Origin of the sequence: Limimonas halophila, from assembly GCF_900100655.1 — a bacterium.
In the GTDB taxonomy this organism is placed as follows: Bacteria; Pseudomonadota; Alphaproteobacteria; order Kiloniellales; family Rhodovibrionaceae; genus Limimonas; species Limimonas halophila.
Window position 1 is genome coordinate 39,431 of sequence record NZ_FNCE01000009.1, and the last position, 23,646, is coordinate 63,076.

At 70.3% G+C, this 23,646-nt stretch carries 23 protein-coding genes and 1 tRNA gene; 8 read left to right on the forward strand and 16 right to left on the reverse strand.

Translation table 11 applies throughout. The features are described from left to right. The first annotated feature begins 106 nt into the window (after positions 1 to 106). On the forward strand, positions 107 to 964 hold the full coding sequence (locus BLQ43_RS11335; protein ID WP_090020921.1) for an alpha/beta fold hydrolase: 858 nt from the start codon (positions 107 to 109) through the stop codon (positions 962 to 964). A 9-nt stretch (positions 965 to 973) separates the two neighbouring features. On the opposite strand, the gene gpt is transcribed toward BLQ43_RS11335, so the two are convergent. Together gpt and BLQ43_RS11345 are read right to left on the reverse strand one after the other, a co-directional pair. Then, positions 974 to 1,465 (reverse strand): xanthine phosphoribosyltransferase, encoded by a 492-nt coding sequence (gene gpt, locus BLQ43_RS11340; RefSeq protein WP_090020923.1) that lies wholly within the window; start codon positions 1,463 to 1,465, stop codon positions 974 to 976. A gap of 145 nt (positions 1,466 to 1,610) precedes the next feature. Then, entirely contained in the window at positions 1,611 to 2,804 is a 1,194-nt protein-coding gene (locus BLQ43_RS11345) for a hypothetical protein (RefSeq protein ID WP_143006268.1), read from the reverse strand. A 388-nt stretch (positions 2,805 to 3,192) separates the two neighbouring features. On the opposite strand from BLQ43_RS11345, the gene BLQ43_RS11350 reads away from it, so the two are divergent. Then, positions 3,193 to 3,269, forward strand: a tRNA-Arg gene (locus tag BLQ43_RS11350). 398 nt (positions 3,270 to 3,667) lie between these two features. Here BLQ43_RS11350 and BLQ43_RS11355 read toward each other — a convergent pair. Then, the gene (locus BLQ43_RS11355) at positions 3,668 to 4,105 is read right to left on the reverse strand and encodes a helix-turn-helix domain-containing protein (protein WP_090020927.1); all 438 of its coding nucleotides are present in this window, start codon (positions 4,103 to 4,105) and stop codon (positions 3,668 to 3,670) included. 182 nt (positions 4,106 to 4,287) lie between these two features. Then, positions 4,288 to 4,515, reverse strand: coding sequence for a hypothetical protein (locus BLQ43_RS11360; protein WP_090020930.1), 228 nt, complete (start codon positions 4,513 to 4,515; stop codon positions 4,288 to 4,290). A gap of 89 nt (positions 4,516 to 4,604) precedes the next feature. Between BLQ43_RS11360 and BLQ43_RS11365 the strand changes: the two genes are divergently transcribed. Further along, positions 4,605 to 5,252, forward strand: a complete 648-nt coding sequence (locus tag BLQ43_RS11365) for an alpha/beta family hydrolase (RefSeq protein ID WP_090020934.1) — start codon at positions 4,605 to 4,607, stop codon at positions 5,250 to 5,252. Between the two features lie 7 nt (positions 5,253 to 5,259). On the opposite strand, the gene irrA is transcribed toward BLQ43_RS11365, so the two are convergent. After that, a complete protein-coding gene (gene irrA / locus BLQ43_RS11370) occupies positions 5,260 to 5,682 on the reverse strand; it encodes an iron response transcriptional regulator IrrA (protein ID WP_090020937.1) in 423 nt (140 codons plus the stop codon). Between the two features lie 341 nt (positions 5,683 to 6,023). On the opposite strand from irrA, the gene fabA reads away from it, so the two are divergent. From fabA to BLQ43_RS11385, 3 genes are all read left to right on the forward strand, one after another. Continuing rightward, complete coding sequence (fabA, locus tag BLQ43_RS11375; protein ID WP_090021058.1) at positions 6,024 to 6,554, forward strand: 3-hydroxyacyl-[acyl-carrier-protein] dehydratase FabA; 531 nt, start codon at positions 6,024 to 6,026, stop codon at positions 6,552 to 6,554. Positions 6,555 to 6,617: 63 nt separating this feature from the next. After that, positions 6,618 to 7,838, forward strand: a complete 1,221-nt coding sequence (fabB, locus tag BLQ43_RS11380) for a beta-ketoacyl-ACP synthase I (RefSeq protein ID WP_090020939.1) — start codon at positions 6,618 to 6,620, stop codon at positions 7,836 to 7,838. A 52-nt stretch (positions 7,839 to 7,890) separates the two neighbouring features. Further along, positions 7,891 to 8,697 (forward strand): enoyl-ACP reductase FabI, encoded by an 807-nt coding sequence (locus tag BLQ43_RS11385; protein WP_090020942.1) that lies wholly within the window; start codon positions 7,891 to 7,893, stop codon positions 8,695 to 8,697. Here the strand turns inward: BLQ43_RS11385 and BLQ43_RS11390 are convergent, their stop codons facing one another. Genes BLQ43_RS11390 through BLQ43_RS11405 form a run of 4 tightly spaced genes read right to left on the reverse strand, consistent with a single transcriptional unit; the run spans position 8,698 to position 12,008 of the window. Next, positions 8,698 to 9,417 carry a glycerophosphodiester phosphodiesterase family protein gene (locus BLQ43_RS11390; RefSeq protein ID WP_176758650.1) on the reverse strand — a complete coding sequence of 240 codons (720 nt, stop codon included), beginning with the start codon at positions 9,415 to 9,417 and terminating at the stop codon, positions 8,698 to 8,700. Positions 9,418 to 9,425: 8 nt separating this feature from the next. Beyond that, a complete protein-coding gene (ptsP, locus tag BLQ43_RS11395) occupies positions 9,426 to 11,273 on the reverse strand; it encodes a phosphoenolpyruvate--protein phosphotransferase (protein WP_090020946.1) in 1,848 nt (615 codons plus the stop codon). Positions 11,274 to 11,283: 10 nt separating this feature from the next. Continuing rightward, positions 11,284 to 11,577, reverse strand: a complete 294-nt coding sequence (locus tag BLQ43_RS11400; protein WP_090020948.1) for an HPr family phosphocarrier protein — start codon at positions 11,575 to 11,577, stop codon at positions 11,284 to 11,286. Next, the gene (locus BLQ43_RS11405) at positions 11,574 to 12,008 is read right to left on the reverse strand and encodes a PTS sugar transporter subunit IIA (RefSeq protein WP_090020950.1); all 435 of its coding nucleotides are present in this window, start codon (positions 12,006 to 12,008) and stop codon (positions 11,574 to 11,576) included. Before BLQ43_RS11405 ends, BLQ43_RS11400 begins: the two co-directional genes overlap by 4 nt. A 266-nt stretch (positions 12,009 to 12,274) precedes the next feature. Here BLQ43_RS11405 and BLQ43_RS11410 point away from each other — a divergent pair, with 266 nt between their 5' ends. Together BLQ43_RS11410 and BLQ43_RS11415 are read left to right on the forward strand one after the other, a co-directional pair. Further along, complete coding sequence (locus tag BLQ43_RS11410; RefSeq protein ID WP_218119193.1) at positions 12,275 to 12,859, forward strand: Tll0287-like domain-containing protein; 585 nt, start codon at positions 12,275 to 12,277, stop codon at positions 12,857 to 12,859. Next, a complete protein-coding gene (locus BLQ43_RS11415; protein WP_090020952.1) occupies positions 12,859 to 13,518 on the forward strand; it encodes an MliC family protein in 660 nt (219 codons plus the stop codon). Before BLQ43_RS11410 ends, BLQ43_RS11415 begins: the two co-directional genes overlap by 1 nt. Here BLQ43_RS11415 and BLQ43_RS11420 read toward each other — a convergent pair. The 7 genes from BLQ43_RS11420 to BLQ43_RS11450 all read right to left on the reverse strand — a co-directional run bounded on the left by BLQ43_RS11420 (position 13,506) and on the right by BLQ43_RS11450 (position 23,350). After that, complete coding sequence (locus BLQ43_RS11420) at positions 13,506 to 15,770, reverse strand: ATP-dependent helicase (RefSeq protein ID WP_090020954.1); 2,265 nt, start codon at positions 15,768 to 15,770, stop codon at positions 13,506 to 13,508. The genes BLQ43_RS11415 and BLQ43_RS11420 overlap by 13 nt on opposite strands. Positions 15,771 to 15,941: 171 nt before the next feature. Continuing rightward, entirely contained in the window at positions 15,942 to 16,961 is a 1,020-nt protein-coding gene (msrP, locus tag BLQ43_RS11425) for a protein-methionine-sulfoxide reductase catalytic subunit MsrP (RefSeq protein ID WP_090020956.1), read from the reverse strand. Positions 16,962 to 17,041: 80 nt separating this feature from the next. Then, on the reverse strand, positions 17,042 to 17,899 hold the full coding sequence (locus BLQ43_RS11430; RefSeq protein ID WP_090020958.1) for a DUF547 domain-containing protein: 858 nt from the start codon (positions 17,897 to 17,899) through the stop codon (positions 17,042 to 17,044). A 185-nt stretch (positions 17,900 to 18,084) separates the two neighbouring features. Beyond that, positions 18,085 to 19,089 carry an aldo/keto reductase gene (locus BLQ43_RS11435; RefSeq protein ID WP_281217572.1) on the reverse strand — a complete coding sequence of 335 codons (1,005 nt, stop codon included), beginning with the start codon at positions 19,087 to 19,089 and terminating at the stop codon, positions 18,085 to 18,087. 175 nt (positions 19,090 to 19,264) lie between these two features. Then, on the reverse strand, positions 19,265 to 19,735 hold the full coding sequence (locus BLQ43_RS11440) for a Dps family protein (protein WP_090020960.1): 471 nt from the start codon (positions 19,733 to 19,735) through the stop codon (positions 19,265 to 19,267). Positions 19,736 to 19,913: 178 nt separating this feature from the next. Then, on the reverse strand, positions 19,914 to 21,956 hold the full coding sequence (locus BLQ43_RS11445; RefSeq protein WP_090020962.1) for an elongation factor G: 2,043 nt from the start codon (positions 21,954 to 21,956) through the stop codon (positions 19,914 to 19,916). 191 nt (positions 21,957 to 22,147) lie between these two features. Beyond that, on the reverse strand, positions 22,148 to 23,350 hold the full coding sequence (locus BLQ43_RS11450) for a pyridoxal phosphate-dependent aminotransferase (protein ID WP_090020964.1): 1,203 nt from the start codon (positions 23,348 to 23,350) through the stop codon (positions 22,148 to 22,150). Positions 23,351 to 23,646: the final 296 nt, after the last annotated feature.

Consider the following 23,646-nt stretch of genomic DNA (forward strand, 5'->3'; position numbering starts at 1 on the left):
TGAATAGCGTTCATGGCCGCGGGCGTCGAGATCGTTTCCGCGCCCGGCCCCGCGCGGTGTTTTCTGCACGGGCGAACCGCGGACCACGCAACCGGAGGCGACCGCCATGACCGATCCCGTGCTCGACCGCACCGCCGAAACCAGCGCCGGCCCCGTGCGCTACACCGTCGTGGGCGAGGGCGCACCCCTGATTCTCGTTCACGGCACGCCGACCTCGGCCTTCCTCTGGCGCCACGTCGTGCGCGAGCTGGCGCCCTTCCACCGCGTCCACGTCTACGACCTGCCGGGCTACGGCCAGTCCGCGCAGTTCGCGGACCAGGACGTGTCCATCGGCATGCAGGGCCGCGTGCTGGCGGAACTCGTGGATCACTGGGGCCTGGATCGCCCCCTGATCGCGGGTCACGACATCGGCGGCACGATCGTCCTGCGCGCGCACCTGATCGAGGGCGTGGACGTCGCCGGCTTGGCGCTGCTGGACACGCTCGGCGTGCGGCCGCGCGGCGGCGGCCGCTGGGGCACCGGGCTGTCGCGCCACGTGCGCCTGAACGATTTCGCCGCCTTCGCCGGCCTGCCCGACTTCGCCCAACGCGGCATCCTGCGCGACTACATCGCCTCGGCCATGCACCGGCCAGCGGCACCGGAGGTGCTGGAGCGCTACATGGCACCCTGGCTGGGCGAGCAGGGCCGCGCGGCCTTCTACCGCCAGATGCGGCAGCTCGACGAGTGCTACACCGACGAGTTGGAACTCCGCTACGCGGCCCTCGACCGGCCGGTGCGCCTGATCTGGGGCGAGGAGGACACCTGGCTCAACCGGGTCGACCACGCGGAGCGCCTCCACGCCGCGATTCCGGGCTCGGAGTTGGTGTACCTGCCCGGCGCTGGGCACTTCACCCCGGAGGACGCGCCGGGCGCCACGGCGCGGGCGATGCGCGGATTTTTCGGGACGCTGCCGGACGGCGGCTGATCGGCGCCCTTACCTGGGGCGGCCGCCGGTGCGGGCGATGGGCGCCACGGCCTGGGGCTCGGTGTCCCAGGGGAAGAGGATCCAGGTGTCCTGGCTGACCTCGGTGATGAAGGTGTCCACCGTCGGCCGGCCCAGCGGCTTGGCGAAGATCGTCGCCAGATGCGCCTTGGGCAGCAGCTCGCGCGCCTTGTCCGCCGTGGCGCCGGTGTCCACCAGATCGTCGACGATCACCCAGCCGCTGCCGTCGGTGCTGGCCGCGCTCGCGGTCTTGAGCACCTCCAGCTCGCCCTGGCGGTCGTCGACGTAGCTGGCCAGGCACAGCGTGTCGATCACACGGATTTCCAGCTCCCGCGCCACCACGGCCGCGGGCACCATGCCGCCACGCGTGATCGCGACCACGCCGTCCCACCGGCCGTGCTCCAGAAGCCGCCAGGCCAGCGCCTTGCCGTCGCGGTGCAGCTCTTCCCAGGAAACGGGGAAATTTTTGCGGTGATCGCCCATCGCGCCGTCGCTCGTCTGATGCCTGGGGCGCCCGGATGCCGGGCATGATGCCGGACGGTGTAGGGCAGGACCCGCGCCGGCAGCAACGACGAAGCCCCGGCCGGCGGAACCGGCCGGGGCTCGCTGTGTCGAGGCGTCCCGGGCGTCACTCCAGGTAGATGTGCACCTGGTTGACCTCGGCCTGCTGGCTCGTCGTCGCCGCCAGGGACACGCGATTGGGCGGCAGTCCCATCTCGTTCAGCGAGCGCAGCACGTCCTCGGCGTGCTGGCGCGACTGCGAGCGGTTGAGGGCCGTTTTCGCCCGCTGATCCGACTGCGGCGCGACCGCGACGACCTGGAAGGTGGCCTTGGCGTTGTTGTCCAGCGCCCGCTGCACGGCGTTGTAGAGCGGCTGCTGGTACTCGACCTCCTCGCTGTCGAAGCGGATCACCACCAGCGGCTCGCGGCCCGAGATGTCCACGTCCCCGGTGGCGCGGCCGTCCGGCGCGGCCGGCTGGACGTCGGCCCGGTTGGCGAGGCTCTGGCCGTAGAACTCGCCGTTCTTGATGGCCAGCGAAAGCATCGAGAGATTGCGCCGCTCGCGCGAGAGGTAGCTGTTCTGGCGCGAGACGTCCTTGGAGAGCTCGTTCAGCAGGCGGTCCACCAGCACCATCGTCTGGTTGGCCGAATCCTCCAGCGCGCGCAGGTGCGCGTGGTCGGCCTCGACCGCCCCCGAGAGCCCGTAGGACGAGGAGATGCTCTGCAACAGGAAGCCCGCGAGCGCCGAGGTGCTGGACACCTGATTGGACAGCTCGTTCATGCGTTTGACGACCTGATCCACACGCTCCAGCTCCGCCTGGGCCTGGTTCCACTTCTTCACCAGCCGCGGGTTGCCGGGTGTCGTGCCCGTTTGAAGCTGCGCCTGGATGTCGGCCACGAGCCCGTGGTAGCGCCGCGCCGCCTGGCGCGCCTTGGCGCGCAGATCCTGCAGCTGGGCGTTCTGTTGGCCGACGTTGTTCTTCAGCTTGCCAAGGTCCTTGCGGAACTGCTGAACCTTTTCGCCGACGAAGGTGTCGGTGGGCTCGAAGTCCGGCAGCGGCTCGGGCTTGAAGCGCGTGGTGCCCAGCCCGGGCATCTGCCCTTCCGGCACGTCCGCGTCGCCGGTCTGGGCCGTCTGCTTCTCCGAGGTATCCTGTTGGGACTGGCTGGACGCCTGCTGCGCGGTGTCTTGGCGCGCGTCCTGCTGCTGTTGGGTTCCGCCGCCCGCGGTGTCCGGCTGGCTGCGCATCAGGGGATCGTCCCCTGTGCAGCTTCCGAGTAGGGCGACGGTGGCGGCCAGGGCCACCGAACGTCCGATCATGCGCATGTTGATCCCGCCGTTGCCGCGTCGTTGCCGTACACGGGCCGGCGCTGTGGCGGTGTTGGAATCCATTGGGGCGCGCCGCGCCCGTCCCCCCGTACTGCGAGCGCCGATCCTACGCGAACGGATTCCCGCGCACAAGGTAGGCCGGACGCGCCCCGTGCGGAATCGGGCTTGCGTTCCAGGCGCATACGTCCTAAATGCCCGGAACAGCGCGGCACCGGTACAGCCCGGCCGCCGCCATGGCGACCCGCACGCGGCGCATCGCACGGCCCGATCAGGGCCCACGACAAGGCCCCATCGGGAGCCGTCACGATGCCGCGGAAAAAGGGGTTGCACAGCGCGGAGCGCCGCCTTAGCGTCCGCGCCGTCCCGACACGGGGCATGCCCGCCGGTAGCTCAATCGGATAGAGCGTCTGACTACGGATCAGAAGGTTGGGGGTTCGAGTCCTCCCCGGCGGGCCAACTTTTCTTTTTCGTATCCAGTTTTCCGAACAATCACGCCTTCGCGACCGGCGGCACGTGCGCGCCGGCTGAATGTGCGGCTTGATGCCGGGTTTGCCGCGGTCCGTTCCCGACGCCCGGAAACCGCGTAAAATGTGTGGGCTTGACGCCGACGCGCGGTCCACGCTCCCCTTTTCTTCTTCAAAAGGGGGAGTGCTCATGTCCAAGCCGCAGAATGGGTCGCGAGGGTGGAAGAGCCCCCAGCGCGGTGCGGCCGCAGGTGGCCGGGTGTCCCGCAGCGAAGCCGTGGCCTCGCTGATGCGAGCCGGGCTCGACCAGGAAAGCGCCGAGCGGGCGTTCGACTCCATCGTCCAGGGCGAACGCGAACACGGCCGGCACGCGGGCGAACCGGCGCGGGGCTACCCGCCGTCGGTGGGCAAATCGGTTACCGGGGTCCGGAGCGTTTCGGACGCGTTCGAAACCGCGCGGCCCAGTTGCAGGAACGCGCGCTGGCTTTTCTTGTCCGGCAACGACAGGTAGAGCCGCACCAGTTCCAGGGTATCCCGGCGGCACACGGTTTCGATGCTGGCCTGATTGACGCCGACCGCCGTGTCGCTGCCGGTGTCGTCGTCCAGCCCCTCAAAGAAATGCCCGGGGTCGACGCCCAGGATGCGGGCAAGCCGGTACAGTGTCCGGGCGCGGATGTGACTGTCGCCGTTTTCGTACTTGTTGATCTGCTGGTGCGTCACGCCCAGTTGCCGCCCCAGCTCGGACTGGGACATGCCCAGCACGTGGCGGCGGGCCCGAATCTTTTCCCCGATGCGGATATCCAGCGAATCCTGTACTTGCAACGCCATCGCCCACGGCTCCTTTCCGCAGGCGGAGCATGGCAACACCTTTCGTATACCGCAACTGGTTTCTCACGCTTGACGGGCAGGAGATGTGCAACCGTGGCGTACATGCCACGCGCGGCCTTCTCCCAGGCGCCGAGCCAGCACGGGCACGCCGTCGGGCCGGCGGAACCGGCCCGCATGTGGCGTTACTGGCTTCGCTTCTTCCCGCCCATCTGCTTGGCCATGCTGGTGGGGTCCCACTTCTTCACCTTTTTCTGGCTCGTGGGCCGGCCCTGGATGCCCATGCGCTCGGCGCCGTTTTCGCGCACCATCTGCGCGAACTCCTCGAACCGGCGCTGAAGCTCCTGGCGCTCCTCGGAGGTGAGGTCCTCGTCGCGCTTGCGCGAGAGGTCGCGCTGCTTGATGTCGGTCATGGCCGCACACCGCTCCCAAACGATCGGGGTGAGATTGGCAGACTCGCGCGGCGAGGGTTAAGCATTCGTTGGCAGCGAAAGGTGGCGGGATGACGGAAACGCCTGACCTGATCGTCGACGGCCCGACCGATGCGCCGGTGACGGTGGCGCTCGCTCACGGCGCCGGCGTCGGGCACGACAGCCCCTTCATGACCGCCATGGCGCAAGGCGTGGCCGCCGACGGCGTGCGCGTGGCACGCTTCGAATTCCCCTACATGGCGCGCATGCGCCGCGAAGGCGGTCGCCGGCCGCCGGACAAGGAGGCCACGCTGCTCGCGACCTTCCGCGCGGTTTTGGATGCGCTGGGCCCGCGCGAGCGGGTCGTGCTGGCGGGCAAGTCCATGGGCGGGCGCATGGCGACGCGGCTGGCCGCCGATCTGGAAGGCGAGGGGGCGCCGGTCGCGGGCGCGGCGGCGCTGGGCTATCCCTTCCACCCGCCGGGCAAGCCCGCCAATCTGCGCATTGAGCATCTCCAGGCCATCGCGACGCCCGTGCTCATCGTGCAGGGCGAGCGCGACGCCTTCGGCACGCCGGGCGAGGTGGCGGGCTATTCGCTTGCGGAAAGCGTGCGGCTGCGCTGGGAGCGGGACGGCGACCACCACTTCGTGCCGCGCAAATCGGCGGCGGCGACGCAGCAGGCTAATTGGGCGGATGCCGCCGCAGCGCTCGCGGCGTTCGCGCACGAGGTTGCGGCGTAAGCGAGCCTCAGCCGTCCTCGCGCACGCGAATCATCACCTCGACGCGGTCGACGTGCGTGCCCGCCGGCGCCTCGGGCGTGCGCGCCAACTCGACCTCGTGCGCGGGGATGTCCTGCAACTGGCCGCTGGTCTCGAAGTAGAAATGGTGGTGCGGGTCGGTGTTGGTGTCGAAGTAGGAGCGCCCCGGCTCGACGACGACCTCGCGCAGCAGGCCGGCTTCGGTGAACTGGTTGAGGGCGTTGTAGACGGTCGCCAGCGACACCGGCATGGCCGCGGCCTTGGCCTCGCTGTGCAGCTGTTCCGCGGTGACGTGACGCGCCGAGCCGTGGCCGAAGAGCAGCCGGGCCAGCGCGACGCGCTGACGCGTGGGCCGCAGTCCGGCCTGGCGCACACGCTCCACGAGGTCCTGGTGGTGCTGCTGGTCCGTCATGGCGTCGCCGTCGCCCCGCCTGATCGTGTCCGGCCCGGATGCGCACGCACGCCGATCGGCGCGGGAACCCGAGCCCTTCTCGATATAGAGCCTGTGCCAGGGCTTGATAAGGGGTGATGCGGACGCTTGCCGCGTGGCGGCTCGCTTGTGTTAGGGTCCGGGCGCGCTGGTCGGTGCCCGGCCAGCGGCGGCGACGATGACTGTCCCAGTCACACCTCGAGGGGCCGTCCCCAACGGCGGGCCGTATCGGAACGCAAGCCCGTCCCCGAGGTTGCACCCACGCGGGCGCGCCCGATCCGAAACGCGCCCGAACAGCGAGCATAGCGGGATTGGACCTGCCGGTGACCGAGCGCAAGAACAGCTACGAATACGAAGACCTGCTCCGGTGCGCGCACGGCGAGTTGTTCGGGCCGGGGAATGCCCGGCTTCCGCTCCCGCCGATGCTGATGTTCGACCGCATCGACCGAATCGTCGAGGACGGCGGCGAGAACGGCAAGGGCGAAGTGGTCGCCTCGCTGGATATCAAGCCCGACCTCTGGTTCTTTTCCTGCCACTTCGAGGATGACCCGGTCATGCCGGGCGCGTTGGGGCTGGACGCCCTGTGGCAGCTGCTCGGGTTCTTCCTGGGCTGGACCGGGGCGCCGGGTCGTGGCCGCGCGCTCGGCGTGGGCGAGGTGAAGATGGCCGATCAGGTGCTGCCCACCGCGAAGAAGGTGGTCTACCGCCTCAACCTCAAGCGCGTGATGTCGCGCAAGCTCGTCATGGGCATTGCCGACGGGCTGATGGAGGTCGACGGCCGCGAAGCCTACAATGCCAAGGATCTGCGGGTAGGGCTGTTCACCGACCCCAACGCGCAGGCCCAGGGGGCATAAGGGCGCCCCGGCGGGGCTGCCCGGTCAAGTTCGAGCACGATCGGCGAGCCGATGAGGTCTGGCATGCGACGGGTTGTGGTCACCGGGCTGGGGATCGTCTCCAGCATCGGCACCAATGCCGACGAAGTGCGGGAATCCCTGCGGGCAGGACGGTCCGGCATCGTGCATGCGCCGGAGCACGCCGAGCGCGGCTTCCGCAGCCAGGTGCAGGGTGCCATCGACCTGGACCTGGACGCGCACGTTGACCGCAAGCTGCGCCGCTTCATGGGCGACGGCGCCGCCTACAACCACGTCGCCATGAATCAGGCCATCGCGGACGCGGGGCTCAGCGGCGACGAGGTGTCCAACGAGCGCACGGGCTGCATCGTGGGCTCGGGCGGTCCCTCCACCTCCAATCAGGTGCAGGCCGCCGACATCGCGCGCGAGAAGGGGATCAAGCGCATCGGCCCCTACATGGTGCCGCGTTGCATGTCCTCCACGAATTCCGCGAACATGGCGACGGCCTTCGGCATCAAGGGCCACAGCTACACCATCTCCTCGGCATGCTCGACCAGCGGCCACTGCATCGGCAACGCCGCCGAGCTGATCCAGATGGGCAAGCAGGACCGCATCTTTGCCGGCGGCGGCGAGGAGCTGCACTGGACGCTGTCCATGCTGTTCGATGCCATGGGCGCGCTGTCCACGAAGTACAACGACGACCCCGCGCGCGCCTCGCGCCCCTACGACGCCAACCGCGACGGCTTCGTCATCACGGGCGGCGGCGGCGTCGTCGTGCTGGAGGAGCTGGAGACGGCGAAGGCCCGCGGCGCGCCCATCTACGCCGAGCTGGTGGGCTACGGCGCGACCTCCGACGGGGACGACATGGTGGCCCCCTCGGGCGAGGGCGCGGCGCGCTGCATGCGCCTGGCGCTGCAGGGCGTGGGCGACGCGCCGGTCGACTACGTCAACGCGCACGGCACCTCGACGCCCGCGGGCGACATCACCGAGCTGAACGCCATCCGCGAGGTCTTCGGCGAGCGCCCGCCCGCGGTGACCTCCACGAAATCGCAGACCGGTCACGCCCAAGGGGCGGCCGGGGTGCACGAAACCATCTATACCCTGTTGATGCTGACGGACGACTTCATCGCGCCGTCCATCAACATTGACGAGCTGGACCCGGACGCCGGGGACATGCCCATCGTCACCGAACGCCGGGACAATGCCGGCCTGCGCTGTGCGATCACCAACAGCTTCGGGTTCGGCGGCACCAACTGCACGCTGGCGTTCCGTCGCTTCGAGGACTGACACGCCGCCGCCGACCGACCCAGGCGGCCCGCAAAGGAAGGACGATCCGAGGATGACCGGAGGACTGCTCGCCGGCCGGCGTGGCCTCATCATGGGCGTGGCCAACGACAAGTCGATCGCCTGGGGCGTGGCGCGTGCCGCCGCGCAGCACGGCGCGGAACTCGCGTTCACCTACCAGGCCGACGGCTTTGCCAAACGCGTGAAGCCCCTCGCCGAGTCCGTGGGCAGCGATTTTCTCATCAAGTGCGACGTCGGCAACGACGCCGACCTGGACGCCGCGTTCGAAGCCGTGCGCGAGCGCTGGGGCGGGCTGGACTTCGTCGTCCACGCGATCGCCTACTCGGACAAGAACGAGCTGACGGGCCGCTACGTCGACACCAGCCGCAGCAACTTCCGCGACACGCTCTCGATCTCGGCCTACTCCTTCACCGGCGTCGCCCAGCGCGCTCTGCCGCTGATGGACAGCGGCGGCAGCCTGTTGACGCTGTCCTATCTGGGCGCCGAGCGCGTGACGCCGAACTACAACGTGATGGGCGTGGCCAAGGCGGCGCTGGAGGCCTCGGTGCGCTACCTGGCCGCCGACCTCGGCCCGCGCGGCATCCGCGTGAACGCGCTGTCGGCCGGGCCGATGCGCACGCTCGCCGGCTCCGCCATCGCGGACGCGCGCTACGTCTTCCGCGCCAGCGCCGAGCAGGCGCCGCTCCACCGCAACGTGGAGCTGGACGAGGTGGGCAACGCCGCCGTCTACCTGCTCAGCGACTTCGCCGAGGCCGTCACCGGCGAGGTCCACCACGTCGACGGCGGTCAGCACGCCGTGGCGATGACCCACCCGGGTCGGGCGAACGGCGACAAGGGCTGATCACCCCCGCACCCGGTCGGGGCGGTCGGTGAAGACGCTGGTGACGCCCCAATCCCACAGCCGCCGGGCGCGCCGGGGATCGTTCACGGTGTAGACCGTGACGGCGAAGCCCGCCGCGCGCACCGCCGCCACGCCCGCCGCGCCGGCGTCGCGGTTGCCCACGTTCAGCGCGCAGCAGCCCAGGCTTTCCAGGCGCTCGCGCCAATTCGCCGGGATCCGGCGCACCAGCACCGCCCGGGGAATATCCGGCAGCCGCCGTCGCGCCGCCGCCACCGCCGGCTGCTCGAACGACGAGATCAGCAGCGGCGGGGCGCTTTCCAAGCCCGCGAGCACGGCCGCCGTCGCGGCGACGAGTCCGTCCGGATCGCCGTCGTCGGCTTTCAATTCCAGGTTCACGCCCAGGCCGAGATCGGCGGCTTCCGCCAGCGCCGCCCACAGCGGCGGAACGGTGCAGCCCGCGAACGCCGGCGAAAACCGCGCGCCGACATCGGTGCGCGCCAGCTCGGCGGCGGTGAGGTGGGCAATGTGCTCGGCGTGGGTGCGCCCGCGCGCCAGGGCGGGATCGTGGTGCAGCACGGGCACGCCGTCGGCGCTCAAGCGGACGTCCACTTCCACCCAGGTGCAGCCCGCCGCCGCCGCCACGCGCAACCCGGCCAGGGTGTTTTCCGGCGCCAGCCCGGCGGCCCCGCGGTGCCCGATGACGCGGGGAAGCTCGGGCACCATCCCGGTCAGCCCTGGGCGTCCAGAAGCGCGGCGATGTCCCGGCTGTCGCTGCGGGTGAGGATCTGCTCGGCGCAGTGCTGCGCGCGCTCCCGCGACAGGGCGCGCACGCGCTGCTTCACGCGGGGCAGGGTCTTGGGCGCCATGGACAGCGTGTCCACACCCAGCCCCAGGAAGAGCGGGGTGTAGCGCGGGTCGCCGGCCATCTCGCCGCACACCGAGATGTCGATGCGCGCCGCGCGCGCCGCCTCCGCCGCGCTGCGGATCAGGCGCAGCACGGCCGGATGCAGCGGATTGTAGAGGTGCGCGACGTCGTCCTCGGTGCGGTCGATGGCGAGGGTGTACATCGTCAGGTCGTTGGTGCCGATGGCGAAGAAGTCCGCCTGCGGCGCCAGGGTGTCCGCCGCCAGCGCCGCGCCCGGCACCTCGATCATCGCGCCCACCGGCGGGATCTCGTGCGGCACCTGGACGCCGCGCTCGTGCAGGCGCTCGTGCACGTTCGCCAGCACTTCGCGCGTCTCGCGGATCTCGCCCGCCGTCGTGACCATGGGCAGCAGGATGCGCACCGGGCCGTGCGCGGCGGCGCGCAGGATCGCCGCCAGTTGCGTTTCCAGCAGCTCGCGCCGGCTCAGGCTCAGGCGGATGGCGCGCATGCCCAACGCCGGGTTGGGGCCGGTGCCCAGGTCGTCGCCCAGCGCCCACGCCAGCTTTTCGCCGCCCACGTCCAGCGTGCGGATCGTGACCGTGCGCCCGCCCATGCCGTCCACGATTTCGCGCAACTGGTGGTACTGCTCGTCCTCGCCGGGCAGGTCGGCGCGGTTCATGTACATGAACTCGGTGCGCAGCAGGCCGACGCCCTCGGCGCCCACGGTGATCGCCTGACCCACCTCGCGCGGCAGCTCCAGGTTGGCGTGCAGGGCGACGCGGTGACCGTCGGTGGTCTCCGCCGGCTCGTCGCGCAGCTGCTGGAGGGCTTCGGCCTCGCGCTCCAGCTCCGCGGCGCGGCGGCGGTATTCCGTCAGCCGCTCGGCCGTCGGGTTGACGATCACCACCCCGCGCGAGCCGTCGACGATGACGGTCTCGTCGGCCTCGACGCCGCGCAGCAGGTTGGGAATCCCCAGCACCGCCGGCAGGCCCAGCGAGCGCGCCATGATGGCGGTGTGGCCCTCGGCCCCGCCCAGCACCGTGGCGAAGCCGCCGATCTCCCGCGGGTCCATGAGCGCGGTGTCGGCGGGGGTGATCTCCTCGGCGATGATGATGCTCTCGGGGTCCAGCCCGTGGAAGCTGCGATAGGGCGATTCCATGAGGTTGCGCACGATGCGCATCCCCACCTCGCGCATCTCCGCCGCGCGCGCCTTGAGGTAGGGGTCCTCCATCGCCGCGAAGCCCTGGGCGATGCGGTCCACCTCCGCCATCACCGCGGCCTCGGCGTTGATGCAGCGCTCGCGGATGCGCTGCTCGACGCCCTGGAGCAGGCTGCGCGACTTGAGCATCTGCATGTGGGCGTCGAGGAGGTAGTCCAGCTCCTCCGCCGACTCGCCGTGGACCTGGTTGGCCTTCGCGCGGATCTTGCGCAGCTGGCGGCGGGCCTTGCGCACGGCGCGCTCGAAGCGCCCGCGCTCGGTGTCCACCTCGGCGGCCGGGATGTGGCGCGTGACCACGTCGAGGTCGCGGCGCTCGCGCACGTGGGCGGGGCCGATCGCCACGCCCGGCGCGACGCCCAGGCCGGTGAACACGCGCTCCCCGTGGCCGCTCGCACTCGCGCCGAGCGCGGCGGCGGCCGCGTCCTTCGCCTCGCGCTCGGCCGGATGACGGTCGGCCGGCGCCGGCGTGCCGCTGTGCTGGTTCCCGGTCATTGGGTCCGGCTCATTGGGTTTCGTCGAACCCGCGTTCCAAAAGCGTCGCCAGGGCGTCGAGCGCGGCCTCGGCGTCGGGGCCGTGGGCGCGCACGTCCAGGCTGGTGCCGCGCCCGGCCGCGAGCATCATAAGGCCCATGATGGAGTCGCCGGGCACCTCGACGCCATCCTTCACCACGGTCACCTCGGCGTCGTACTGCTCGACCGTGCGCACGAACTTGGCTGCCGCCCGCGCGTGCAGCCCGCGCTGATTGCACACCGTCAAGCGCCGGGCCGAGGCGGGCGAATCCGTGCCGCCGCTCATGCCTGGGAGCTGCCGGTCCCGCCCGGTTCGTCCTCGCCCTGGAGCAACCGCGAGGCGACGTTGATGTACTTGCGGCCGGCTTCCTGCGCCCGCGCCACGGCGGTGTCCAGCGGCTCCTGGCCGCGCACCGTGGCCAGCTTGATCAGCATGGGCAGGTTGAGGCCCGCGATGACCTCGACGTTGCCCTGGCCCATGAGGGAGATCGCCAGGTTGGACGGCGTGCCGCCGAACATGTCGGTCAGCACCACCACACCCTCGCCCTGATCGACGGCCTGGACGGCGTCGAGGATGGCCTGGCGGCGCTGGTCCATGTCGTCGTCGGCCGCGATGCACACGGCCTCGATCTGGCCCTGCCGGCCCACCACGTGCTCCAGCGCGGCGACGAATTCCTCCGCCAGCCGCCCGTGGGTGACGAGCACCATGCCGATCATGCCGGCTCCCCGCTCCCCGTGACAGTGCCCGGCGCGTGCCCGGGCGCGCGATGCGGCACGTGCCGGTGCACACGGCCCACGGGAGCGCGTTTTCGCGCTTGTGTCCAGCCGTCCGCACCGGGTGCGTCCGTTGTTGTAGCCATCCGCCGCCACCGTGACCAGCCCAAGCGAGCGCGCGGGCGTGACACCGCGTCACGCTTCCCGGGCATCGCGCCGGGGGTCGGGGGTATCCTAAGCTATCCCAGGATTGTCGGAGGGATGAGGGCATGCGGATCGCGACCGGTGTGATGGCGGCCGGCATGGTGCTCGCGCTGGCGGGCACGGCCGCGGCGGAACCGGCGAAGCAGCCCAGCGCGGCGCAGCTCAAGGAAGCGCGGCAGTTGGCGACGGAATTCTTCAGCGACCTGAAGGGGGAGCTGCAAAAAGCGATCGCCGAGGGTGGGCCCACGCACGCCGTCGAGGTGTGCGCGCGCGTGGCGCCCGGCATCGCCGGCGAGCTGTCGACGCACAGCGGCTGGGCCGTCGGGCGGACGGCGCTCAAGGTCCGCAACCCGCGCAATTCGCCCAGCGTGCGCGAGCGCGCGGTGCTCATGGCCTTCAAGCAGCGCGTCGAGGCTGGCGAGCCCATGAAGACGATGGAAAGCGCCGCCGTGATCGAGGAAGGCGGCCGGCGCTACCTGCATTACATGAAGGCCATCCCCACCAAGGGCGTCTGCCTGACCTGTCACGGCGAGACGCTCTCGCCCGCGCTGAAGAAGGCCATCGACGCGGAATACCCCGCCGACGCCGCCACCGGCTTCGAGCTGGGCGAGCTGCGCGGCGCCTTCACCTTCGTCAAGCCGCTGGAGTGATGGTGGTCCGCGGTGCTGTCGCCAGCGCGATCGCGCTCGTGGTGGCGGGCTGTGCTGGTGGTGAGAAACCGGAGGATGCCCCGGCGCGCGTCGCGGCCTACCGCTGCGATGGCGGCGGGCGCGTGGAGGCGCTGTTCCGGGGCGGCGACACGCTGCGGCTGTTTCCGCCGGGCGGCCACGCGACGCGGCTGACGCGGGCGCGCTCGGCCTCGGGCGCGCGCTACACCGGCGGCGGCCTGACTTTCTGGGACAAGGGCGATACGGCGTTGCTGAGCCGGGGCGGGGCCGCACCGCTCGAATGCGAACGCACCGGCAAGCGCGCCGCCTGGGCCGACGCCGCCGTGCAAGGCGGCCGCTTCCGCGCACTGGGGCAGGAGCCGGGGTGGCTGGTGACGGTTGGTGCCGACCGCATCACCGCCAAGCTGGACTACGGCCGGACCGTCGTGCGGGCGCCCTCACCCGAACCGACGAAACGTGCCGACACGACGACCTGGACCACGCAAACGGGCGATGGCCGCCAGCTCGGCATCATCGCCCGCGATGAAGCCTGCCGCGACGCCATGAGCGGCCACCGCTTTCCCATGACCGTGACGCTTCGGCTGGGCGACCGGCGTTATCGCGGCTGCGGCCGCTGGCTTGTGGCCGATCACCCCGCCTGATCGGCGGCGACGACGAACGAGGCCATGACCTTCTTCTCGCCGGACTGGTCGAAGGCGATGGAGAGGCGTTCGCCCTCGGCCGCGCGGACGGTGCCGTAGCCGAATTTGCGGTGGAAGACGCGGTCGCCGCGCGAGAAGCCGCTCCCGCCGCCGGTTTCCACCACCTCCACGGTGCCCTCGACGAAGCGCGCGGACTGCCCCGTGCGCTGCTGCGCGCGCAGCATGCCGGGCGTCGCGCGGCTGGGTCCGCTTTCCCAGAAGTCGCTGCCGAAGGGCTGGTTGGTGGACCCGCCGCCGTACAGCCCCGGCTCGCTTTCCACGGTGACGTAGCCCTTGGGCAGCTCGTCGACGAAGCGCGAGGGGATGGCGGCGTTCCAGCTGCCGTACATGCGCCGGTTGGCGCAGAAGGAGATGATGGCGCGCTTGCGCGCCCGCGTGAGCCCGACGTAGGCGAGGCGGCGCTCCTCCTCCAGGCCCTTCTGGCCGTGCTCGTCCATGGCGCGCTGGTTGGGGAACAGCCCCTCTTCCCAGCCGGCGAGGAAGACGGTGTCGAACTCCAGCCCCTTGGCCGAGTGCAGCGTCATCACCGTGACCTGCTCGCCGCCGTCGTCCTGGCTGGCGTCCATGACCAGGCCGACGTGCTCCAGGAAGGCCGCCAGGGACTCGAAGTCCTGCATGGCGTTGGTCAGTTCCTTGAGGTTCTCCAGCCGGCCGGGTGCCTCCGCCGATTTGTCCTGCTGCCACATCTCGGTGTAGCCGCTCTCGTCGAGCACGCGCTTGGTCAGCTCCACGTGGTCCAGCTCCTGGGACAGCTCCTTCCACTGCCGGAACTGTTCGAGCAGGGACGCGAACGCGCGCCGGGGCTGCGGGCGCAGCTCCTGCGTCTTGATCAGCTCCCCGGCCGCCCGGAACAGCGAGATCCCCCGCGCCCGCGCGGTTTCGTGCAGCGTCTGCATCGCCTTTTTGCCCAGCCCGCGCTTGGGCACGTTGACGATGCGCTCGAACGCCAGGTCGTCGTCGGGCGACTGGATGATGCGCAGATAGGCCAGGGCGTCGCGGATCTCCTGGCGCTCGTAAAAGCGCGGGCCGCCCACCACGCGGTAGGGCAGGCCGATGGTGATGAAGCGCTCCTCGAAGGTGCGCGCCTGCGCGCCCGTGCGCACCAGCACCGCCATCTCGCCCAGGGAATGGCCGTCGGCGTGGAGCTTTTCGATCTCCTCGCCGACGAAGCGGGCCTCGGCGTCGCTGTCCCAGACGCCGCGCACGCGCACGACCTCGCCCTCGCCGCCGGCGGAGAAGAGCGTCTTGCCCATGCGGCCTTCGTTGTTGGCGATCAGCCCGCCGGCCGCGCCCAGGATGGTGTCCGTCGAGCGGTAGTTTTCTTCGAGGCGTATCACCCGAGCATTTGGGTAGTAATCAGTAAATCGAACAATATTGTCAACTTCTGCTCCGCGCCATGAATATATTGCCTGGTCGTCGTCGCCGACGCAACAAACATTCTCGTTTACTTGTCCGAGAAGTCGAACGAGCAAATACTGCGCGACGTTGGTGTCCTGGTACTCGTCGACCAGGATGTACTGGAACTTGCGCTGGTAGGTTTCCAGGATGTTCGGGTTGTCGCGGAAGAGCGTCAGCGGGTGCAGCAGCAGATCGCCGAAGTCGCAGGCGTTCAGCGTCAGCAGGCGCTGCTGGTACTGGCGGTAGAGGTCGATCCCGCGCCCGCCCGCGAGGTCGCCCGCGTCGGCGTCGGAGACGTGGTCCGGCGTCAGCCCGCGGTCCTTCCAGCGCTGGATCGCCCCCATCACGGCGCGCGCGGGCCACTTCTTCTCGTCGACGGCCTCGGCCTGCATCAACTGCTTGAGCAGGCGCAGCTGGTCGTCGGTGTCCAGGATGGTGAAGTTGCGCTCCAGCCCCAGGCGCTCGGCGTGGGTGCGCAGCATGCGCGCGCCCAGCGCGTGGAAGGTGCCGAGCCACCAGCCCTCCGGCGACTGCCCGGTCATCCCCGCCACGCGCTCGCGCATCTCGCGCGCCGCCTTGTTGGTGAAGGTGACGGCTAGGATGTTTTTCGGCTGCGCCTTGCCGGCGAGCAGGATGTAGGCCAGCCGCGTGGTGAGCACGCGCGTCTTGCCCGTGCCGGCGCCGGCCAGCACGAGCACGGGACCCTCGGTGGTCGTCACGGCCGCGTGCTGCGCCTCGTTCAGGCCGTCCAGCAGCGCCCGCGCGCGGGGATGGATCGGGGCGGGGTCGGTCATCGCCCGGACATATAGCGCAGTGAGCCGGGCGCGCGAACCCTCACCGCATCCGCTCGAGCGCGATGAGACGACGACGAATCATCCGACGAGCCGCATCGCGCTCGATCTCATTCCGTCACGGGCATGAGTCAGCGCCCAGGCCAATCCGGCCCGACCTGGTCATGTCCTGGGTCACCGATACAGCCGGTCGCCGTATTTGCGCTTCAGGTCCTCGCCGTAGAGGTGGGCGACCTGCTCGGCGTAGCCGTTGAACAGCTTGGTGGGCACCTTTTCGGGGCTGGCGAGGAAGCCGACGTCGTCCGTGCTTTGCAGGAACTCTTCCGTCGCCTGGCTCCAGCGCGGGTGGTCGACCTCGGGGTTCACGTTGGCCCAGAAGCCGTACTCGCGCCCGTTCACCTTGGACCAGAAGGTCTTCGGCATCGCCTCGACGAAGCTGACGCGGACGATGCCCTTGATGGACTTGAAGCCGTACTTCCACGGCACGACCAGGCGCAGGGGCGAGCCGTTCTGCTTGGGCAGGGGGTGGCCGTAGGCGCCCGTGCCGATCAGCGCCAGCTCGTTCGTGGCTTCCTCGATGGTCAGCGCCTCGACGTAGGGCCAGGGGTACCAGGGCGAATCCTGACCGGCGGCGACCCCGGGGTCGTGGAAGGTCTCCAGGCGCACGTACTTGGCGCCGGACAGCGGCTTCGCCATCTCCACCAGCTTGCGCAGGGGAAAGCCGGTCCAGGGCACCGCGATCGCCCAGGCTTCCACGCAGCGGTGCCGGTAGCGCCGCTCCTCCAGATCCATGCGGGCGAGCAGGTCCGCCGCGTCGATCTGCTGCTCGTTTTCCACCGCGCCGTCGATCGTGACCGTCCACGGGCGGATGGGCAGATCCTGCGCCTTTTTCCAGATGGTCTTGGAGGAGCCGAACTCGTAGTAGTTGTTGTAGGTGGAAACCAGCTCCTCGCCGGAGATGGGGCGGTCCAGGGTGTAGGCCTCGTTGCGCGGGGCCGGGTATTTGCCGGCGGCGGGCGCGTCGGCCGGCGCCCCGATCTTCTTCGCCGAAGCCGTCACGGGCCACGCACCGGCCGTCCCGGCGACGGCTGTGGCCCCGGCGGCCTGCATCAGCCGGCGGCGGTTCCAGAACACGTCCGGGTCGGTGACGGCGTGGTCCGGAAGGTCCCAGGGACGCGAGCGCTTGATCCGCATGGCCGGCCTCCTGTGCCGTATAATCCCATGATGTCGGGCCAGCGCGGGGTCCGGCAATGCCTCCGCGCCGCCCGGACGGATCAGCCGCGCGAGACCGGGGCGTTGATGGACCAGTCGTAGCGGTCGTCGCCGATCGACGAGAAATCGGCCAGCTTGTCCTTGAGCGCGGGCTCGGCGTACTGGCGCAGGTGTTCGATCACGCCCGCGTCGGAGCCGCCGAAGTCTTCCTGGAACCATTCGTAAATCGAGGACACGACCAGCTCGCCGTTGCGCACCGTGGCGCCGCGCGGGTGGTTGACGTAGGTGCGCGCGGCTTCGTTCAGCTGCTGGTCCAACTTGGCGCCGGTGAAGGGCTCGACGCGCAGGTTGGGGCAGCCGATCGAGGCGCAGTTGACCGCGTAGTGCACGCGCGGATCCTGCCAGATCGGGCGCAGAATGCGGTGCTCGATGTCGTTCAGGGACAGCTCCGCGCCCTCGACCGTGACCAGCTTCTTGCCCCAGGGGCCGTCGCTGAAAAGGCCCGGCGAGATGTCGATGTCGCGGATGGTATCCACGGGCCAGTGGCGCAGGATCACTTCGACGGTGAGCGCGTTGTAGAGGTTGGCCCAGTAGGCGAACTGCTCGGCGCGGTTGTACTCGCTGATCCGCGTGCCGGTGAGCGCGTCCAGATAGCCCTTGAGCGCCGTGCGGTCGGCCTGATCCACCGCCCCGTAGGCCACGCGGTTCACGCCGTCTGGCCCGCGCGAGACGTATTTCTTCAGGAAATCGCCCCAGGCGCCGTGGTCGATCGTCTTTGTGGACTCGGGATCGTGCTTTTCCCAGCGCGGCCAGAGGTCGGCCTCCGGCGCGGCGCGGGCGGGCACGGGCAGCGTGGCGCCCACGGCCAGCGCGCTGGCGGTTCCCAGAAACGTGCGGCGGCTGACGAAGCGGGCGGTCATGGCGCGGCCCTCCCTGTGTGCGGCGGTTCCGCTCCGGTATGTGCCGCGCACCGATCCCGAAACAAGTCTGTTCACGCGGATCTGTTCGCGGTGTGAACGGCGGGGCGTGGGGTGTCGGAAAGGAAAACGCCCGGCCCCGCGCACGGGGCCGGGCGGATCACGGCGTGCATGCCGACGTGCGCCGGTTAGGCGGCTTTGGCCTCGCGCGTGGGCGGCGCCATGAACTCGGGACCGACGGGATCGGTTACCGTCTCGTTCACGATGCGCTCCATCTCCACGAGCGTGGCGTCGTCCAGCGCGATGTCCGCGACCTCGTGCACGGGGTCGAGCTGATCGGGCCGGCGCGCGCCCCAGAGCGCCACGCCCACGCCGGGCTTGCGCAGCAGCCACGCCAGCGCGAGATGCAGCACGCTCTTGGCGTCGTGTTCGCGCGCCAGGGCGTCCAGCTTGGCCACGGCGTCCAGGTACTGCCGGTAGCGGGGATTCTTGAACTTGGGATCGACGTTGCGGAGGTCGTCGCCCTCGAACGTGGTGTCCGGCGTCAGCTTGCCCGTGAGCAGGCCGCGGCAGAGCGCGCCGTAGGTGAGCGTCGTCTGGCCGTGCTCGCGCGCGAAGGGGAAGATGTCTTGCTCCGCGTGGCGCTCGAAGATGTTGTAGGGCGGCTGGATGACGTGCAGCGGCGCCTCCGCGCTGAAGCGCCACATCTCCGCGGGCGCGAAGTTGCTCACCCCGATGGCGCGGATCTTCCCTTCGTCGTACAGCGCCTTCATCGCCTGCGCCGTTTCCTCGACCGGCACCAGGGGGTCGGGCCAGTGGACCTGATAGACGTCGATCACGTCCGTCTGCAGACGGTGCAGGGAGTCCTCGATCTCCGTGCGGATGCGCGCAGGCGTGGCGTTGCGGTAGGGCTGGTTGCCGTGCCACTCCAGCCCGACCTTGGTGGCGAGCACCACCTTGTCGCGCCGGCCGCCCTCGGCGAGCGCGCGGCCAACCAACTCCTCGGACTCGCCCATGCCGTAGACGGGCGCGGTGTCCACCAGCGTGATGCCGCGGTCCACGGCGGCCTGGACGGTACGGATGGATTCCGCCTCATCCGTGCCGCCCCACATCCAGCCGCCGATGGCCCAGGTCCCCAGGCCGATGCGGGTGGCCGACATGCCGGTGTCGGCGATTGCGGTGGTCTCGATCATGGCGGGCCCTCCTGTGTTGCGAAGCCCAACACGTATGATGCGCCGCACAAACGGCGGCGCGAAACCCCCGTGCGACAGGATGCTTCACCTCTTTCGGGGGAGAGGGCGCCGACGGCACGAAAATGGCCCGGTCGCGTGCGACCGGGCCGTGTGCGGTGGGCGGCGAGATGCGCGATCAGCTCAAGTGCGCGCGCAGCATCCAGGCGTTCTTCTCGTGGACCTGAAGGCGGTCGGTGACCAGGCCCTCGGTGACGTGGTCGCTGGCCTGCGCGGCCGTGGTCACGACCTGGCGCAGCGTGCCCACGACCGTTTCCTGGTCCTCGGCGAGCTGGCGCACCATCTGCTGCCAGTCCGGCTGGCCGGTCTCTTCCGGCACGGCCGCGAGCTTTCCGAATTCTCGGAAGCTGCCGGGAGCGTGGTGGCCCAGGGCGCGGATGCGCTCGGCGATCTCGTCGATCGCCTCGCGCAGGTCCGTGTACTGCTCCTCGAACAGCTCGTGGAGCTGCTTGAAGGACGGGCCCTCGACGTTCCAGTGGTAGTTCTGCGTTTTCACGTAGAGCGTGTAGCTGTCCGCCAGGACGCGCGACAGGCCCTCGGCGACGCGCTTGCGGTCCTCGGCGCTGATCCCTGTGTTCACCTGCGTCATGCTGCTCTCTCCTTTGTCCGGGGTGGCGGCGGCGACACCGGCCGTTCCCCTTTGTGACGTGGCCTGCGTTCGGCAGTGCCGCAAGATCTCTTTAGACCAGTTCTAAACTGTTCCAGACCCGTTTACGCAGGCCGGGCCGCGCCGGATCACCGCCTTTCACCATTTTCCGGCAGGCGCCTCACGAGGCCGGCATGCGGTGCAGCACGCGCTCGGCCTCGCGGCCGGTCAGCTCCTGCAGGCGCTCGAAGCGGTGGGTGAAGAAGCCCAGCCCGCGCGTGAGCGAGCGCAGGTCGATGATGAAGTCGTCCAGCGCGGCCGCCGGCATCAGCGCTTCCAGGTCGTCCCAGCCGGTCCAGCCGGGCTTGTCGTCGAAGCCCAGCACCTGCCCGCGCCGCTCAGCGACCAGGCCGTGCATGTTGTGGGTGTAGTGCTTGGGCACCGAGACGGTGACGCGCTCGATGGGCTCCAGCAGCACGGGATCGCAGCTCGGCAGCGCCTCGGACACGGCCATGCGGCCGACCGTCTTGAAGGCCTGCTCGCTGGAATCGACCGAATGGTACTGTCCGTCGAACAACTCCACGGCCACGTCCACCACCGGGAAGCCCAGCGGGCCGCGCTCCAGCGCCTCGCGCACGCCCTCCTCGACCGCCGGGACGAACTGCTTGGGCACCGTGCCGCCGACGATCGCGTTGGTGAACTGAAAGCCCTCGCCGCGGGCGCGGGGCGCGATCTTGATTTGGACGTCGGCGAATTGCCCGTGCCCGCCGGTCTGGCGCTTGAAGCGGCTGTGGTGGGTGGTGCCCTGGCGGATGGTTTCGCGGTAGGGCGTGGGCGGGCGCTCGGTGCGCACCTCGACGTTGAAGCGGTGGCGCAGCTTGTCCAGCGCCACGGCCAGGTGCATCTCGCCCTGACCCTGGAGCAGCATGCGCCCGGTGTCGGGGTCGTGCTCCAGGCGGTAGGCCGCGTCCTCCTCCACCAGGCGTGAAATGCCCGTGGTCAGCTTGACCTCGTCGGCGCGCTTCTCCGGCTCCACGACGAGCGTGTAGACCGGCTCCGCCGGGCTCGGCCAGGGCAGGGCGGTGTCGCTCAGCGTGGCCTTGCCGGTGATGAGGCTGCCGGTGTGCAGCGCGTCCAGGCGGGGTAGGGCGACCAGCTCGCCCGCGCCGGCCGCCCCCACCTTGCGCGGCTCGCTGCCGGTCAGGCGGTAGATGGCGGACAGGCGCTGGCCCGCTACGGTGTCGCCGTCTGTGAGCTGGCCCTGCCAGACGCGGGTGAGCGAGAGCTTGCCGGCGTGGGGCTGGTGGAAGGTGCGCACGACCGTGGCCGCCAGCTCGCCGTCCCCGAGGCCCGCGGCCTCGCGCACGCCCAGGCGTTCCGCGCCCGCTGCCGGCCCCGGCGTTTCGTGGCGCAGCGCCTTCCACAGCCGCGTGATGCCGTGGCCGTGCGCCGCCGAGCCCAGGAAGACCGGCACCACGAGGTCGTCGCGCACGTCCTGCTTGAGGTCGGCGTAGATCTCCTCGGCGGGCGGGACGGCGTCCTCCAGCAGCTTTTCCAGCAGCTCGTCGTCGTAGTCGGCCAGGGATTCCAAGAGCGCCTGACGGGCCTCCTCCTCCCGCTCGGCCACGTCCTCGGGCAGGCTGACGAGCTCGGACGGCTGGCCGTCGCGGTAGCGGTAGGCGCGCTCGCTGACCAAGTCGACGTAGCCCGAGACCTTGCCGCCCTCGCGGATGGGCACCTGGCGCAGCACCAGCGGGCGCGCGGACACGTCCTGCAGCGCCGCCATGACCTCGCGCACGGGCGTTTCGGCGCGGTCCATCTGGTTGATGAAGACCATGTGCGGGATGGCGTAGGCGTCCAGGGTGCGCATCAGCGGGTCGAGCGCCAGGACGCGCTCGGGGTCGGGCTCCGCGACCACCACGGCCACGTCCGCCGCCATCAGGCAGGTGCGGGTGTCGTGCATGAATTCGATGGAGCCGGGGCAGTCGATGATCGACCAGGGATCGCCCAGGTAGCTCGCCTCGGCGACGTTGGGCTCCACCGACATCTCGCGCTCGCGCGCCTCGCGGCTGGCGTCGCCCACGCTCGTGCCTGCGCTGGGCGAGCCCCGGCGGTCGAGCGCGCCGGCACTGTGGAGCAGGGCTTCCAGCAGCGTCGTCTTGCCGCTGGTGTACTGCCCGGCAAGCACCGCGCAGCGCGGCGTCGCGGCGGCATCGTGCGTCATCCCGGCACCTCCCCGTTCCGGTTGCTCCGGCGGGGTGCCGCCCCGGGGCCGGCGATGCGGGCGCGGGACGGCACCGCGCCGGTCGTTGGGGAAATGGTTTCAAAACCGCGCCAGTTCCGGCAACACAAAAACGCGCCGGCGGACACGGATCGGGATGTGCGCATGGGCCGGGACGCGCCCCGGCCCGGCCATCATGTCAGCTCGGCGCAGGCCTTTTCGATGCGCTCACAAGCCTTTTCGAGCGCGTCCATCGAGGTCGCGTAGGAGATGCGGAAGAAGGGCGACAGACCGAACGCCGCGCCGTGCACGCACGCCACGTTGGCGTGGTTCAGCAGGTACTGAACGAAGTCCTCGTCGGACTGGATGGTCGTCCCATCCGGCGTGGTTCTGCCGATGACGCCCGCGCACGAGGGGTAGACGTAGAACGCGCCCTCGGGCTTCTGGCAGCTCAGCCCGGCGCACTGGTTCAGCTTGTCCACGACGTACTCGCGCCGGGCCTGGAAGGCGCTGGCGCGCTCGCTGAGGTGCTCCTGCGGGCCGTTGAGCGCTTCCACGGCCGCCGCCTGGCTGATCGAGGAGGGGCTGCTGGTGGACTGCGACTGGATCTTCGCCATGGCCGCGATCAGCTCGCGCGGGCCGCCGGCGTAGCCGATGCGCCAGCCCGTCATGGCGTACGCCTTGGAGACGCCGTTCACCGTGAGCGTACGCGCGTACAGCTCGGGCGCCACCTGGGCGGGCGTACAGAATTCGAAGCCGTCGTAGACGAGGTGCTCGTACATGTCGTCGGCCATCACCCAGACGTGGGGATGGCGCTTCAAGACCTCGGCCAGCGCCTGCAATTCGGCGCGGGAGTAGCCCGCGCCGGTGGGATTGCACGGGCTGTTGAGGATCAGCCACTTGGTGCGCTCGGTGATGGCGGCTTCCAGCTCGTCTGGCTGCAGCTTGAAGCGGTTGGCCTCCTTCGTCGCCACCGTCACGGGCTCGCCGCCGGTGAGCAGCACCATGTCCGGGTAGCTGACCCAGTAGGGCGCGGGGATGACGACCTCGTCCCCGGCCTCGACCGTAGCGAAGAGCGCGTTGAACAACACCTGCTTGCCGCCGGTGCCGACGCTGATCTGCTGGGGCTCGTACGTCAGCCCGTTCTCGCGCGCGAACTTGGCGGCGATGGCCTGCTTCAGCTCGGGCGTGCCGTCCACGGCCGTGTACTTCGTCTGCCCGGCGTCCATGGCCGCCTTGGCCGCGGTCTTGACGTGGTCGGGCGTGTCGAAGTCGGGCTCGCCGGCGCCCAGGCCGATGACGTCGTAGCCCTGGGCGCGCAGCTCGCGCGCCTTGCTGGTGACGGCGATCGTGGGCGAGGGCTTCACCCGGTCGAGGCGGCTGGCGAGGATGGACATGGCGCGGCCCCTTGCGGCGCTGCACGGAAAACCGGCGCGACCGTACTGCCCGGTTCGTGGCGTGTCCAGCGGCCGGCCGACGAGTGCGCCGCGACGCCCCCGCCGCATTGCAAAATGCGGTCACGATGGGTACGACCGAAGGCTGCCCGGTGCGCCCGGGCCACCAGCAACGTTTCCACGGAAGCGTCGTGAACGGGGACACCGCCAACGTTCAAACCGCGCCCGGACGCCCCGGCGCGGTCCACCGGCCGGCCCGCGCGTGGCCGCCGCCGGCGGCGAGTCGCGCAGCAACCGAG